Below are 12892 nucleotides of genomic sequence, written 5' to 3' on the forward strand. Positions count from 1 at the left end.
CCTCAGCCGGCGAGCACGACCCGCAGCTGCTCGAGGGCCCAGTCCAGTTCGGTCGCGCGCACCACGAGCGGCGGCGCGATGCAGATGGTCTGCCCGTGCGTGTCTTTCACCAGGACGCCCCGCGCGAGCAGGCGCTCCGCGACCTCGCGACCCGTGCCGCGTGACGGATCGATGTCGACCCCTGCCCACAGCCCCGCGACGCGCACACCGGTGACGCCGTGGCCGATGAGATCCTGCAGCCGCGCCTCGAGGTGCTCGCCGAGCGCCGCGGCCCGCGCCTGGAACTCTCCCGACGCGAGCATCTCGACCACCTGCAGCCCCACGGCGGCGGCCAGCGGGTTGCCCCCGAACGTCGAGCCGTGCTCGCCCGGGCGGATCACGCCGAGCACGTCGGCATCGGCGACGACGGCCGACAGGGGCAGGATGCCGCCACCGAGCGCTTTGCCGAGCAGGTACATGTCGGGGACGACCTCTTCACGGTCGCACGCGAACGTCGTGCCGACGCGGCCGAGGCCGGACTGGATCTCGTCGGCGATCATCAGCACGCCCCGCTCGCGGGTGATCTCGCGGACCGCACGCAGGTAGCCCTCCGGCGGGACGATGACGCCGGCCTCGCCCTGGACGGGCTCGATCAGAACCGCCGCGGTGTTCTCGTCGATCGCGCCCGCGAGCGCGGCAGCGTCGCCGAACGGCACGTGCACGAACCCCGGAGCGAAGGGGCCGAAGCCCTCGCGCGCCTGATCGTCGTCGCTGAAGCCGACGATCGTCGTCGTGCGCCCGTGGAAGTTGCCGTGCGCGACGACGATGGTGGCGGCATCCGGGGCGATGCCTTTGACGCGGTAGCCCCACGCCCGTGCGACCTTGATCCCGGTCTCGACGGCCTCGGCGCCCGTGTTCATCGGCAGAACCATGTCTTTGCCCGCGAGCTCCGCGAGGGCCGCAGCGAATGCTCCGAGCCGGTCGTTGTGGTACGCGCGGCTCGTGAGGGTGAGCCGGTCGAGCTGCTCGCGCGCGGCGGCGAGGATCGCCGGGTGGCCGTGCCCGAAGTTGAGCGCCGAGTAGGCCGAGAGCAGGTCGAGGTAGCGCTTGCCCTCGACATCCGTCACCCACGACCCTTCTCCGCGGGTGATGACCACCGGCAGGGGGTGATAGTTGTGGGCCAGGTGGGCCGCTTCGTGCGCGATGATGCCGGCGGTCTGACCGCCGATCTGGGAATCCAGCACGGGTGCGCTCATCGGGAGCCTCCTCGCAGTTCGAGCGTGCAGCACTTGATGCCGCCGCCGCCGAGCAGCAGCTCGGACAGATCGATCAGGACGGGTGTGTAGCCGCGTTCGCGCAGCTGCGCCTCGAAACCGGTCGCGCGGGGCGAGATCAGCACGTGACGGCCGTCGCTCGCGGAGTTGAGCCCGAAGACGTCGCCGTCGGCCTCGGCCACCTGGATCGCGTCGGGGTAGCGCTCGGCGAGCACGGCGCGGCTCGGCGCATCGAACGCGTGCGGCAGGTAGGCGATGTTGGCGCGCAGGGCGCCACCCCGGGCCGTACCCTCGACGGGATCGAGCACGGCGATCGCGGTGTCGAGGTGGTAGAAGCGCGGGTCGATGAGGGTCAGGCTCACCACCTCGCGACCGAATACGTCGCCGACCTCGCGGTGGCTGTCGCCCGTGGACCGGAAGCCCGTGCCCGCGAGGATCGTGTCGCCCACGAGCAGGAAGTCTCCCTCACCCTCGTTCACCTCGCGCGCCTCGGCGAGCTCGAAACCGTTCGCGGCGAACCAGGTGTTGAAGTGCGTGGCCTCGGGCGCGCGCTGGGCGAAGCGGAACTTCGCACCGTAGGCGACGCCGTCGATGACGAAGCCGCCGTTGGCTGTGTAGACCATGTCGGGCAGGCCGGGCACGGGATCGATCAGCTCGACCTCGTGTCCGAGCGAGACGTAGGTGTCGTACAGGGTCTGCCACTGCCGCAGCGCGGTGGCGGTGTCGGTGGGCAGCGCGGGCTGCATCCAGGGGTTGATCGTGTAGCTGACCGTGAAGTGCTCGGGCCGGCACATCAGGTACCGGCGGCGGTGGGCGGTGCGGCCGCCGGGTGCGGTGTCGGCGGCGGCGGATGCTGCGGCTGCGGTGGATACGGCGGTTTCGGCCGCTGCGGGTGCGGTGTGCGTCGACATCTGTCGCTCCTTCGTCGAGGTGCGGCGGACGCTGTCCTGAGGCTCGGCGGTCCTTCGACTCGGCTCCGGGGAATCGCGAGGAAAGGTCACTCGAGCACGCCGAGGCCATTATCCCACGACACCCGCCGAGGCGCGGCGAGCGCCGTCACGGCAGCACGACGACCTTGCCGACGGTGTGGCGCGCGTCGACGTGCGCGAGCGCGGCGCCGGCGTCGGCGAGCGGGAACGTCCGCTCGATCACCGGGCGCAGCGCGCCCGATGCGACGAGCCGCAGCAGCTCTGCGGTGATCTCGGTCTTGGGCGTCGCAGCGAGGGGCCGGATCCGCGGGCCGGGGGTGAGGGAGAGCACGCCGGCGCGCAGCATGCGCCCCACCGGGCCGAGCACGCGGCCACCCTCGCCCGAGACGAGCACGACGCTTCCGCCCGGTGCGACGAGTCGCCGCAGCGTCCGCAGCGGGGCCGTGCCGACGATGTCGATGACCGTGTCGAAGGATGCCGGGGGCAGCTCCCGCGACTGGGTCGCGACGTCGACCCGCGCGTAGTCGAGGGTGCGCGCGGCACCGAGATCGGCGACGAGACGCTCGTTCCGCGCGCCGCAGATGGCCCAGACCTCCGCGCCGCGCAGAGCAGCGAGCTGCACCGTGTAGGTGCCGACGCCCCCGCTCGCGCCGATGATGAGCACCCGCTTGTCGGGTCCCGCCGCGGGGCCCGCGAGATCGAGCGCCTGCCACGCCGTTCCCGCTGAGACGGGGACGGCCGCGGCAACGCCGGCGGCGACCACTTCCGGCCGGCGCACGACACGCGCCGCCGGGGCGACCGTGTACTCGGCGAGCCCTCCTCCGGGCAGTTCGCCGACCACCTCGTCGCCGGGAGCGAGCCCCCGGACGCCGGCGCCGACCGCGACGACGGTGCCTGCGACATCCATCCCCCGCGTCGCCCGGCGCGGACGGCGCAGACCGAAGAAGGCCCGCACGAGCAGGGGCTCCCCGTGCATGATGTGCACGTCGCCCGCGTGCAGCGCGGTCGCGTGCACCCGCAGCAGCGCCTCGCCGGGGCCGGGCGTCGGGACCGGCACCTGCGCGCGGTGGACCGAAGACGCGTCACCGTATCGGCGTTGCACCCACGCCGTCATCGTCGCCGGAAGCGCCGCGGCGGCAGCATCCGTCCTCTGTTCGTTCGGGTGCTCGGCGGTCATGGCTGCTCCTCGGCGGTCGGGTAGTGGAAGACGTCCTCGACACGCACCCCGAAGACATGGGCGATCTGGAACGCGAGCTCGAGCGAGGGCGAGTACCGTCCCTGCTCGATCGCGATGACGGTCTGCCGCGTCACGCCGATGCGGCGGGCCAGGTCGGCCTGTGTCACCTCGCGCGCACCCCGCAGCTCGCGGATCGTGTTGGTGACTCTGGTGGGCTTGACCATCACGGCATCCCGCGGCGGTAGAGCACGACGGTGGCGATGCCCCCGACGAGGGCCGAGAGTCCGAACCCGAAGAAGATCGTGTTCGCGATCCAGAACCAGTCCGCCTCGAGCGCGCACAGCACGATCGCGCCGAGACCGCCCATGGCGGTGAACGCCTGACCCACACGGTCGCCGATCCGACCGATCTCGCGGTCGCGGACGTCCGTTCGCGAGGCCTCCGGGTCGCGCATGCCGGCGACGATCCCCCACAGGATGGTGAGGATGATCACCGCGATGATCGAGACGCCGATCGTCCAGAGCATGATCGGCACCCAGTCGACGCGCTCGAGCGATCCGCCGTCCGCCTGCTGCAGGACGACGACGATGTAGACGGTGAAGGCCGCGATCGTGACGATCAGGCCCGACCAGGTGTTGCGTTCGACGTACCCCACGACGACCTCCCAATGTCAGGAATGTTTGACATTCGGAGGCTACGCCCACGGATGCTGCGTGTCAAGAATTCTTTACACACAGCATTCGGAATCAGATGACGTCGGCGCTCCACGGGTCGGGGTTGCCGAAGCGGTGCGCTAGCGAGACGTGAGCGCGGAGACAAGGCGCGCGTTCGAGTCGTGCCACGTCTGCGCGTCAGTTTCCGCCCAGAGCTCGGCGAGCTCACCATGGGTCGAGGCAGCAACGGCAACGGCACGTTGCGCGTCTCTCACCAGGCGGCCAGAGGGCTTTCGGGCTCGACTGACGAACCCTTCCACGCTTTCGGTGTACGCGTCAGACTGAGTCGGGCGACCCAACCCATGCGCCACGACCTCTGCCGCCGCAATCGCGATAGCAGCGGTGTCCGCGTCAAGCGGCTCTTTGCTTCGAAGCGCCTCGCGCAGAGCTTCCCTCACAACGTTCCATCGCTTCTGCTCATCAAGTTCCCACGCGAAATCGGCCGCGACGTCATTGCCGAACGGTTCGCCGCTCCAAGTACCCATGGAGAGAGATTAGGGGACCGCAGAGGCGCCGTGATCAAGCCACAGGAAGCGGATTCCTAGATCACGTCACTAAAGGTGCGATCGGGGTTGCCGAAGCGGTGCGCCGTGATCGTGATCGACTGCTCGCGCAGGAACGGCAGCAGCTCGACCCGACCTGCCGTCGTCACCTCGTCGGCGTACACGGCCAGATCGGGATCCCCGGCCACCGCCTCCGCGAGCGATGACCGCAGCGCGGAGACGGATTCCGCCGCCCCGACCAGACGCACGCGCGGCGGCCGGGGCGGCCCCGCCTCATCGGCCACAGCATCCAGGAACGTCGTCGACCGCCCAGCCATCCGCTCGAGCCACTCGGCGTCGGTCTCGAGGTGCACGGGCACATCCAGCTCGCCGAGTACGCGGCGCACGGGCGCCGGCAGACCGACCGGGGCGCTCAGGGTGAACCGCGAACGGGCCCGCACACCGGCAAGCACGACGCGCAGCACAGCACGCCACTCCGCATCCCCCGTCGCGCGGACGGCGACCGGCACCGGCCGGTAGCGGAACAGGTTGCGCTCGATGCCGAGCCTCGAGACGTCGCGCACCTGTCCGAACTCGCGGTCCCAGACGACGGCGTCCGACAGCGCGGCGCGGCGCAGCCAGTCGAACCCCGGATAGTCGAGCGTCGCCTGCGCCGCCTCGATCACGGCGGTGAGGCGCGAGTCGAGCCCGCGCAGATGCAGCGACGACGACGGCGTCCCCGCGGCGGGGCGCCACGTGCCGAGCCCCACGAGATAGTTGGGTCCGCCCGCCTTAGAGCCGGCGCCCACCGACGAGCGCTTCCAGCCGCCGAAGGGCTGGCGCTGCACGATGGCGCCGGTGATGCCGCGGTTGACGTACAGGTTGCCGGCCTCGACCCGGGCCAGCCACCGCTCGAGCTCGTCGGGGCTCTGGGTGTGCAGACCCGCGGTCAGGCCGTAGTCGACGGCATTCTGCAGGTCGATCGCGTGATCGAGCGAGCGCGCGTGCATGATGCCGAGCACGGGCCCGAAGAACTCCTCGGTGTGAAAGCGCGAGCCCGCCTCGACACCGGTGCGGATGCCGGGGGTCCAGAACCTGCGCTCGGCATCGAGCGCGCGCGGCTCGACGATCCAGCGCTCCCCGTCGCCGAGGGTCGTGAGGGCCCACTCGAGCTTGCCGTGCGGGGGTTCGATGAGGGGACCGATCTCGGCGAGCGGATCGGAGGGCGAGCCGATGCGCAGCGACTGCGCCGCGTCGACGAGCTGCCGGGCGAAACGACGAGACCGGGCGACCGGGCCCACCAGGATCGCGAGCGACGCCGCCGAGCACTTCTGCCCGGCGTGGCCGAACGCGCTCTTGATCAGGTCGGCGGCGGCGAGGTCGAGATCGGCCGACGGCGTGATGATCATGGCGTTCTTGCCGCTCGTCTCGGCGAGCAGCGGCAGGTCGGGGCGCCACGAGCGGAACAGCGCCGCCGTCTCCCACGAGCCGGTGAGGATAACCCGATCGACCGCGCCGTGGGTGATCAGGCGCTGTCCCAGCTCGCCCTCGTCGATGTCGACCAGCGCGAGCACCTCGCGCGGCACGCCCGCATCCCACAGGGCATCGGCGATCACGGCCGCACAGCGCCGCGCCTGCGGCGCCGGCTTGAACACGACGCCCGAGCCTGCGGCGAGCGCGGCGAGTACCCCGCCGGCGGGGATCGCGAGCGGAAAGTTCCAGGGCGGCGCGATCACGCTCACCCGCGAGGGCACGAACACGGCGCCGCTCACGGCGTCCAGTTCGCGGGATGTCGCCGCGTAGTAGTTCGCGAAGTCCACGGTTTCGCTGACCTCGACGTCGGCCTCGGCGAAGACCTTGCCGGTCTCGGACGCGGCGACCTCGATCAGCAGCCCGCGACGCGACTCCAGCACGACCGCCGCGCGTGCGAGCACCTCGGCCCGCTCGGCGGCGGGGCGGGCACCCCACGCGGAACCCGCCGCGCGCACCCGGTCGACGATCGCGTCGAGGTCGTCGGCGCTGCGCACGCGCGCCGCGTTGATGGTGGCATCCCCCGCCGTCGACGTCTCCACCCGCGCGAGCACCTCGCGCGCCCACTCGCGGTTGGCGGCGAGCGAAGGGTCGGAATCCGCGGCGTTCGTGAACCCTGGTGCCCCGCCCGCCGCGCCGGTCGCGCCGGGGGCCGGGGTGTTCCGCGCCGCGCGTTCGCGCCGCGAGTAGACCGCGGTCTCGACGAACGCCGCTCCCGCGAAGAACTCGGGCTGCGCCACGGGACTGAGCGGCGCGGTGTCGCCGGGCGCGCCCTCCGCGGCCCCGTCCGCGATGCCCAGCACGACCTGGGTGAGCCCGGGATCCTGCACATCGCGCGCGGGGCGGCGGGTCATCGGCAGGGTGAGCGCGTCGTCGAGATCGGCCGCGTCCGGGACCGGGGCGGCGGGCCCCGCGTCGGTGGATGCCGCGTCGGTGGATGCCGGGTCGGTAGATGCCGGATCGGTAGATGCCGGGTCGGTGGATGCCGCCGCGCGATCCTGCCGGCGGCGCGGCCCCGTCGCGAGTGCGGGATCGGATGCGCGTGCGACCGAGGCGAGGTAGCGATCGCGTTCGCGCTCCCACAGGGCCGGGTCATCGGCGAGGTCGAACGCTGCCGAGAGGAAGTTTTCGCTCGAGGCGTTCTCCTCGAGTCGGCGCACGAGGTAGCTGATGGCGACGTCGAACTCGTCGGGGCGCACGACCGGCACGTACAGCAGCACGGGCCCGACATCGCGCGAGACCGCCGCGACCTGGCCCTGCGCCATGCCCAGCAGCATCTCGTAGTCGACGTCGGCGGTGACCCCGCGCTGCTCGGCGAGCAGGCGCGCGTGGGCGACGTCGAAGAGGTTGTGCCCCGCGACGCCGATGCGCACGGCCCGTGTGCGTGCGGGCTGGAGCGCCTCGTCGAGGCAGCGCAGGTAGTTGGCGTCCGAGTCGAGCTTGCGGTCGTAGGTGGCGAGATCCCAGCCGTGCAGGGCGGCGTCGACGTGCTCCATCGCGAGGTTCGCGCCCTTGACCAGGCGCACCTTGATGCGCCCTCCGCCCGCGTCCACGCGGTGCCGGGCCCACGCCGTCAGCTCGCGCAGCGCGGGGGCGGCATCGGGCAGGTAGGCCTGCAGGACGATTCCCGCCTCGAGGCGGTGCAGCCGGGGGTCCTCGAGCAGGCGGGTGAACACCGCGATCGTCAGGTCGAGATCGCGGTACTCCTCCATATCGAGGTTGATGAAGGTCGGCGCCACCGGATCGGCCGCCGACAGATACAAGGGCAGGAGGCGCTGGATGACAGCATCCACGGTCTGATCGAACGCCCACATCGAGATGCGACTGGCGATCGCAGAGACCTTGACCGAGACGTAGTCGACATCGGGGCGCCGGATCAGCTCGTGGATGCCCTCGAGTCGCCGGCCGGCCTCCTGATCGCCGAGAACAGCCTCGCCGAGCAGGTTGAGGTTCAGTCGCGCGCCGCCCTCGCGCAGCTTCGCGATCGCGGGGCCCAGCTTCTCGGTCCGCGCGTCGACGATGAGATGCCCGACCATCTCGCGCAGCACACGCCGCGCGATGGGCACGACCGGGCTCGGCAGGGCCGGCGCCATGGTGCCCCCCACCCGCACCGCTCCGCGCAGGTACCAGGGAAGGAAGTCGGGCACGAGCGGAGCCACCCGCTGCAGATTGGATGCTGCCGCCACGAGCGATTCGGGTCGCATCACGCCGTCGACGAAGCCGAGAGTGAAGGGCAGTCCGTTGCGGTCCTTCAGGACACCGGCCAGACGCTCGGCGGCGGGGTCGACATCGACCTGGGCGCTCTCGGCCACCCAACGCTGCGCGAGCTGGACGGCACGGGCGGCGAGGTCCTCGCCGGCGGCCGGGGCGCCGGTGTCCCCGTGGTCGGGGGTGGTCACCATGGGTTCAGCCTAGGCGGCGATTCCTCGGGGCTGCCGCAATGGCGGGGCTCCGGCATCCCGTGTCTTGCGCGCCTTCGGCGGTTGCGGCGTGGGGCAATTGCGGCGTCGTGCGCGTTGCGGCGTCGTGCGCGTTGGGGCGTCAGCGCCGCGTTGGGGCGCGGAGCAGCACGCCCCACGGTGATTCTGACGCCCCAACGCCGGGGAGAGGGGGTCACGGACGCGCGGCGAGGGCGCGGCCGACCGGGGTCACGTCCAGTCGCTGGGCGCCGGGCGGCGCGTCGAGGGCAGGGTGGATGCTGCCGCCCACTCGTGCACCCACGCCGGAACCTCCGGCAGCCCCTCGGGGCGCCCCACCGCCGCGAAGAGCTCATCGTGCGAGAGCGTGCCGCCCGAGCGCTTGAGCATGCGCGCGCGGATGATCGCGCGGGCGTGGATCTCGCCATCCACGAGGGCGCGATGTTCGAGGTAGATCGCGCGGTCGTCATGCCCGATCAGGCGGGTCTCGAGGTCGAAGCGCTGCCACAGCTCGAGAGACTTGCGGAAGGTGATCGTCTCGGCGGCGACGACGGCGTACCACCCGTTGCTGCGCATCGCGTCGGCCAGGCCCGTGCGGATCAGCAGGTCCCATCGGCCGAGGTCGAACAGCGACAGATACCGGCCGTTGTTCATGTGCCGCAGCACGTCGATGTCGGTCGGCAGCGTCGTGATGCGGATGCGACCGACCTCGTGCGAATCGAGCGTGCCCTCGCGCCGCAGACGACGGCGGGCGGAGAGCATCACGAGCAGGGTGCGCCAGATCACATTCACGTCGGGGATGGTAGCGAAGCGCACCCGATCCTGGCATTCGTTTGTGCGTCTCCGACAACGCCGATACACACGGCCACCCGATTTCGTGAGCGCCTGCCGCTGACGTAGAGTCTGGCCCATGGAAGCCGAGCTTCAGACCGACACCGTTGTCCGTCCCGTCCGCGACGTGGATGCCGAAGCCCTCGGTCGCGTGCACGCCACCTGCTGGCACGAGACCTACGATCACCTCATCAGCAGGGCCGCCCTCGAGAGCGTCTCAGCCCGCCGGATGGCCGAGCTGTGGACCCACTGGATGAACCAGGGCGAGGATTACATCCAGTACGCCGCACTCGTGAACGGCGAGATCGTGGGATTCGTCGGAGCGGGTCCGGCGCGCGATGACGACGCCCCGCGCGCCCGCGAGCTCTACTTCATCTATCTGCTCGACGCCTGGCACGGCACCGGCATCGGCCAGAAGCTCTTCGACGCCGTCGCTCCGGCGGGTGAGCCGCTCTACCTCTGGGTCGCCGAGGACAACCCGCGCGCGCACCGCTTCTACGCGCGCAACGGCTTCACCCCCGACGGTGCCACCCAGGACGAGCCCTTCCTCGGCGAGACGATCACCGAAGTCCGCCTCGTGCGCTGAGGATCACCTGCCCCGCCGACACCTCGACGACCACGCGGTGCACAGCTCCCGGTGAGGTGTCGAGCCGGTTGTCCACGGTGCCCGCAGAGACATTCGACGCGACGTCGTACGTCCCCTCCGGCAGGGTCAGGTCGAGGCTTCCGGCGCTGACGTCGATCTGAACGAGGTCCGGTGCGTCGCCGGTGAGGCGAGCGTCCAGCTGGCCGGCGCTGAGCGTCAGCTCGGCATCCACCACGCCCGCCAGCTCGAGCTCGGCTCGACCGGCGCTGACGTCGGCCGAGAGTTCCCGGGCCGTGCCCGTCACGGTCGCATCGCCGGCCCCCATCTCGATGTCGAGATCACCGAAGTTCCCGGTGGCTTCGAGGTCGCCCGCCGCGAGCGAGAGCTGCGCGTCGAGCACCGTGCGCTCGAGCACCTGCGGCAGCGTGAGCGTCGCGCGGCCGCTGCCGCCGAAGATCCACCCGGCACCCAGCATCCACTCGGGCGAGGCGACCACGAGCTCATCGCCGTCGCGCTCGAGCACCCATCGCTCGGCGCCGCCGCCGCTCGTGACCTCGAGGGTCGCCTCATCGACATCGCCGAAGACGACCTCGAGCGAGCCGGCCGAGATGTCGACGTCGAGCTCGGCGATCCCGCGCGCGTCGATCGTGCGGGATTCCGTGCGCACCACCGCGGAGGCGATGCCCGAGAACACGGCACCGCCCGCGACGACGACGGCGACGCCGGCACCGAGCGCGACCGTGAGGAGGGACACGACCCGCGCCGAGGGGCGCGGAGTGCCATCCGATGACCCACCGGTCGGGGAGTTCGGGACGGTTGGCGCGGGGCCGGTCGGGGCGGGGCCGGGCTGGGGCGCCGCCTGCGGGGGGAGCAGATCGCTCATCGGAGTTCTCCTGTCTGGGGCGGCAGGCCGCCGTGTTCGATGTGGGCGAGCGCGGCGAGCACCCGCCGGTTGCCGGCGTCATCCTGCTCGAGCTCGAGCTTCTGGAAGACGGCGGTGATGTGCTTCTCGACGCTGCCCTCGGTGACGTGCAGCGTGCGGGCGATCGCCTGGTTGGATTTGCCCTCGGCGATGAGGGCGAGCACCGTGCGCTCGCGTTCGGTGAGACGTCGCATACGCTCGTCCCGGGTGCGACGGCCGAGCAGCTGGGCGACGACCTCGGGGTCGAGCACGGTCGCGCCACCCCTGATGCGGTCGAGCGACTCGAGGAACTCCGACACGTCGGCGACACGATCCTTGAGCAGGTAGCCCAGCGCACCCCCGTGGCCGGCGATCAGGTCGGTCGCGTAGCGCTCCTCCACATACTGCGAGAGCACCAGCACCGGCAGCTCCGGGTGCGTGGCACGCAGCCGCACGGCCGCGCGGATGCCCTCGTCGGTGAAGGTCGGCGGCAACCGCACATCAAGGATGCACAGCTCCGGCGCCGCAACCGCCACGAGCTCATCGAGATCGTCGGCGTCGGCGACCGCCGCCGCGATCTCGTGCCCGGCGTCTTCGAGCAGACGCACGAGCCCCTCGCGCAGCAGCACGGAATCCTCGCAGATCAGGATGCGCACGGCACACTCACCTCCACGGTGGTCGGCCCGCCGACGGGACTGTCGAGACGGAAGGTGCCGCCGGCACCGATCACGCGGTGCGAGATCCCGTCCAGACCGCCACCGGGCGTGACGTGCGCGCCGCCGATGCCGTTGTCTTCGACCCTGGCCCACAGCATCCCGCCCTCTCTTTCGCGCACGAGCACGCGGCACTCGCTGGCCCGCGAGTGCTTGGCGGCGTTGGTGAGCGATTCGGCGATGACGAAGTAGACCGCCGCCTCGGCGGTCGGGCTGCACCGGGCGCTCAGGCGTACGTCGAGCCCGACGGGGATATGCGAGCGGGAGGCGAGTGCCGACAGCGCGGCGTCGAGTCCGCGATCATCGAGAACCGAGGCGTGGATTCCGCGCGCGAGCTGTCGCAGCTCGGTGATCGCGGCCTTTGTCGAGGTGTGCGCTTCGGCGATGAGCTCCTTGGCGGCGGCGGGGTCGGTCGCGACCTTCTGCTGGGCGAGGCCGAGCGTCATCCCCACCGAGACCAGCCGGGGCTGGACACCGTCGTGCAGGTCGCGCTCGATGCGGGTGCGCTCGACCTCGGCTGCGCGGACGGCCCCGGCACGCTGCACGTTGGAGGTGCGGGCGGCTTCGGCCAGCTGCGCCTCCCGCGAGGGCACCATGATCGCGCGGGCGATCACGCCGTGCAGGATCGCGAGACCGGCGATCGCGACGAGGGCGAAGACGGACGCGAGGATGCCGGCGGGCACAGCCCACGCGACGGCCACATCGATGCCGGTGCGGCCGAGGGCGACGATGCCGGATCCGGCGAACAGCGGCGAGAACGCCAGCACGATGCCGCCCGCGAACACGCCGATCAGCGGCAGCACGACCAGGCCGAGGATCGTCGCGATCGCGGCGTTGGCGACACCGCGCCACATGCCCGGGTCGATGAATTGCAGCCACACGGTGTGCACGAAGCCGCCGAATCCCGGCTTGGGGCTGCGCCGGGGCCTGCGGACGGGCAGGCCGAACCCGTAGAGGCCGTCGATGCGGGCCGTCTCGAGCCAGCCGAGGGCGTAGAGCGCGTAGACGAAGGCGAGCAGGAACAGCAGGCCGACGCCGAGCACGAGCACGAGGCTCACGCCGACGCTCAGGAGCGTGATGAGGATCGTGAAGACGACGGGGCCGACCACGCCGAGGGCGGCGAGCTGCGCGGCCGCGCCCGCGACGCGCACGGGTGAGGCGAGCGGGGATCGCGGGCGTGTTCTGGGTGGGGTGGTGGACATGGCTCCACGGTAGGACGCGGGGCGCGCCGTGCGCGCCCGTGCCTCCCACCCGTTCGGGCGGGGGTTATCCCCCGCCGCGGCGATGTGTTTCGGCGTCGGGGCGACCTCGGCGCCGGGCCCCCCGTTGCGGCGTTCGCTGCCCGGCTCCCACCCGTTGG

Annotated in this window: 12 protein-coding genes; 1 reads left to right on the plus strand and 11 read right to left on the minus strand. The window is 71.6% G+C overall.

The window, feature by feature from the left end; all coding sequences use genetic code 11:
- Positions 1–2: 2 nt before the first annotated feature.
- The 8 genes from rocD to AB2L57_RS16120 form a co-directional block, all read right to left on the minus strand.
- Positions 3–1235 (minus strand): ornithine--oxo-acid transaminase, encoded by a 1233-nt coding sequence (rocD, locus tag AB2L57_RS16085; RefSeq protein WP_409047555.1) that lies wholly within the window; start codon positions 1233–1235, stop codon positions 3–5.
- On the minus strand, positions 1232–2164 hold the full coding sequence (ddaH, locus tag AB2L57_RS16090) for a dimethylargininase (RefSeq protein ID WP_363331323.1): 933 nt from the start codon (positions 2162–2164) through the stop codon (positions 1232–1234). Before ddaH ends, rocD begins: the two co-directional genes overlap by 4 nt.
- A gap of 145 nt (positions 2165–2309) precedes the next feature.
- Complete coding sequence (locus AB2L57_RS16095; RefSeq protein ID WP_409047556.1) at positions 2310–3359, minus strand: NAD(P)-dependent alcohol dehydrogenase; 1050 nt, start codon at positions 3357–3359, stop codon at positions 2310–2312.
- Positions 3356–3583 (minus strand): helix-turn-helix transcriptional regulator, encoded by a 228-nt coding sequence (locus AB2L57_RS16100; RefSeq protein WP_292809888.1) that lies wholly within the window; start codon positions 3581–3583, stop codon positions 3356–3358. The genes AB2L57_RS16095 and AB2L57_RS16100 overlap by 4 nt, the downstream gene beginning before the upstream one ends.
- Positions 3583–4014, minus strand: coding sequence for a hypothetical protein (locus tag AB2L57_RS16105; protein ID WP_292809886.1), 432 nt, complete (start codon positions 4012–4014; stop codon positions 3583–3585). Before AB2L57_RS16105 ends, AB2L57_RS16100 begins: the two co-directional genes overlap by 1 nt.
- A 138-nt stretch (positions 4015–4152) precedes the next feature.
- A complete protein-coding gene (locus AB2L57_RS16110; protein WP_409047557.1) occupies positions 4153–4557 on the minus strand; it encodes a DUF4259 domain-containing protein in 405 nt (134 codons plus the stop codon).
- 56 nt (positions 4558–4613) lie between these two features.
- Positions 4614–8486: a proline dehydrogenase family protein gene (locus AB2L57_RS16115; RefSeq protein ID WP_409047558.1), complete on the minus strand. Its 3873-nt coding sequence runs from the start codon at positions 8484–8486 to the stop codon at positions 4614–4616.
- Positions 8487–8732: 246 nt separating this feature from the next.
- Positions 8733–9293, minus strand: coding sequence for an acyl-CoA thioesterase (locus tag AB2L57_RS16120; RefSeq protein WP_292812868.1), 561 nt, complete (start codon positions 9291–9293; stop codon positions 8733–8735).
- 118 nt (positions 9294–9411) lie between these two features.
- On the opposite strand from AB2L57_RS16120, the gene AB2L57_RS16125 reads away from it, so the two are divergent.
- A complete protein-coding gene (locus tag AB2L57_RS16125; protein WP_292812871.1) occupies positions 9412–9918 on the plus strand; it encodes a GNAT family N-acetyltransferase in 507 nt (168 codons plus the stop codon).
- Here the strand turns inward: AB2L57_RS16125 and AB2L57_RS16130 are convergent.
- From AB2L57_RS16130 to AB2L57_RS16140, 3 genes are read right to left on the minus strand one after another with little or no spacing between them, the layout of a single operon-like run.
- Positions 9893–10801, minus strand: coding sequence for a hypothetical protein (locus AB2L57_RS16130; RefSeq protein WP_292812873.1), 909 nt, complete (start codon positions 10799–10801; stop codon positions 9893–9895). The genes AB2L57_RS16125 and AB2L57_RS16130 overlap by 26 nt on opposite strands.
- Positions 10798–11475, minus strand: coding sequence for a response regulator transcription factor (locus AB2L57_RS16135; protein ID WP_292812875.1), 678 nt, complete (start codon positions 11473–11475; stop codon positions 10798–10800). The genes AB2L57_RS16130 and AB2L57_RS16135 overlap by 4 nt, the downstream gene beginning before the upstream one ends.
- Complete coding sequence (locus AB2L57_RS16140) at positions 11463–12734, minus strand: histidine kinase (protein ID WP_409047559.1); 1272 nt, start codon at positions 12732–12734, stop codon at positions 11463–11465. The genes AB2L57_RS16135 and AB2L57_RS16140 overlap by 13 nt, the downstream gene beginning before the upstream one ends.
- Between the last annotated feature and the right edge of the window lie 158 nt (positions 12735–12892).

Origin of the sequence: Microbacterium sp. HA-8 (assembly GCF_046111165.1) — a bacterium.
Lineage (GTDB): Bacteria > Actinomycetota > Actinomycetes > Actinomycetales > Microbacteriaceae > Microbacterium.

Coding starts and splice junctions, on each gene's coding strand:
- rocD (WP_409047555.1), bottom strand. CDS start 1,235: ATGAGCGCACCCGTGCTGGATTCCCAGATCGGCGGTCAGACCGCCGGC.
- ddaH (WP_363331323.1), bottom strand. CDS start 2,164: ATGTCGACGCACACCGCACCCGCAGCGGCCGAAACCGCCGTATCCACC.
- AB2L57_RS16095 (WP_409047556.1), bottom strand. CDS start 3,359: ATGACCGCCGAGCACCCGAACGAACAGAGGACGGATGCTGCCGCCGCG.
- AB2L57_RS16100 (WP_292809888.1), bottom strand. CDS start 3,583: ATGGTCAAGCCCACCAGAGTCACCAACACGATCCGCGAGCTGCGGGGT.
- AB2L57_RS16110 (WP_409047557.1), bottom strand. CDS start 4,557: ATGGGTACTTGGAGCGGCGAACCGTTCGGCAATGACGTCGCGGCCGAT.
- AB2L57_RS16115 (WP_409047558.1), bottom strand. CDS start 8,486: ATGGTGACCACCCCCGACCACGGGGACACCGGCGCCCCGGCCGCCGGC.
- AB2L57_RS16125 (WP_292812871.1), top strand. CDS start 9,412: ATGGAAGCCGAGCTTCAGACCGACACCGTTGTCCGTCCCGTCCGCGAC.
- AB2L57_RS16130 (WP_292812873.1), bottom strand. CDS start 10,801: ATGAGCGATCTGCTCCCCCCGCAGGCGGCGCCCCAGCCCGGCCCCGCC.
- AB2L57_RS16140 (WP_409047559.1), bottom strand. CDS start 12,734: ATGTCCACCACCCCACCCAGAACACGCCCGCGATCCCCGCTCGCCTCA.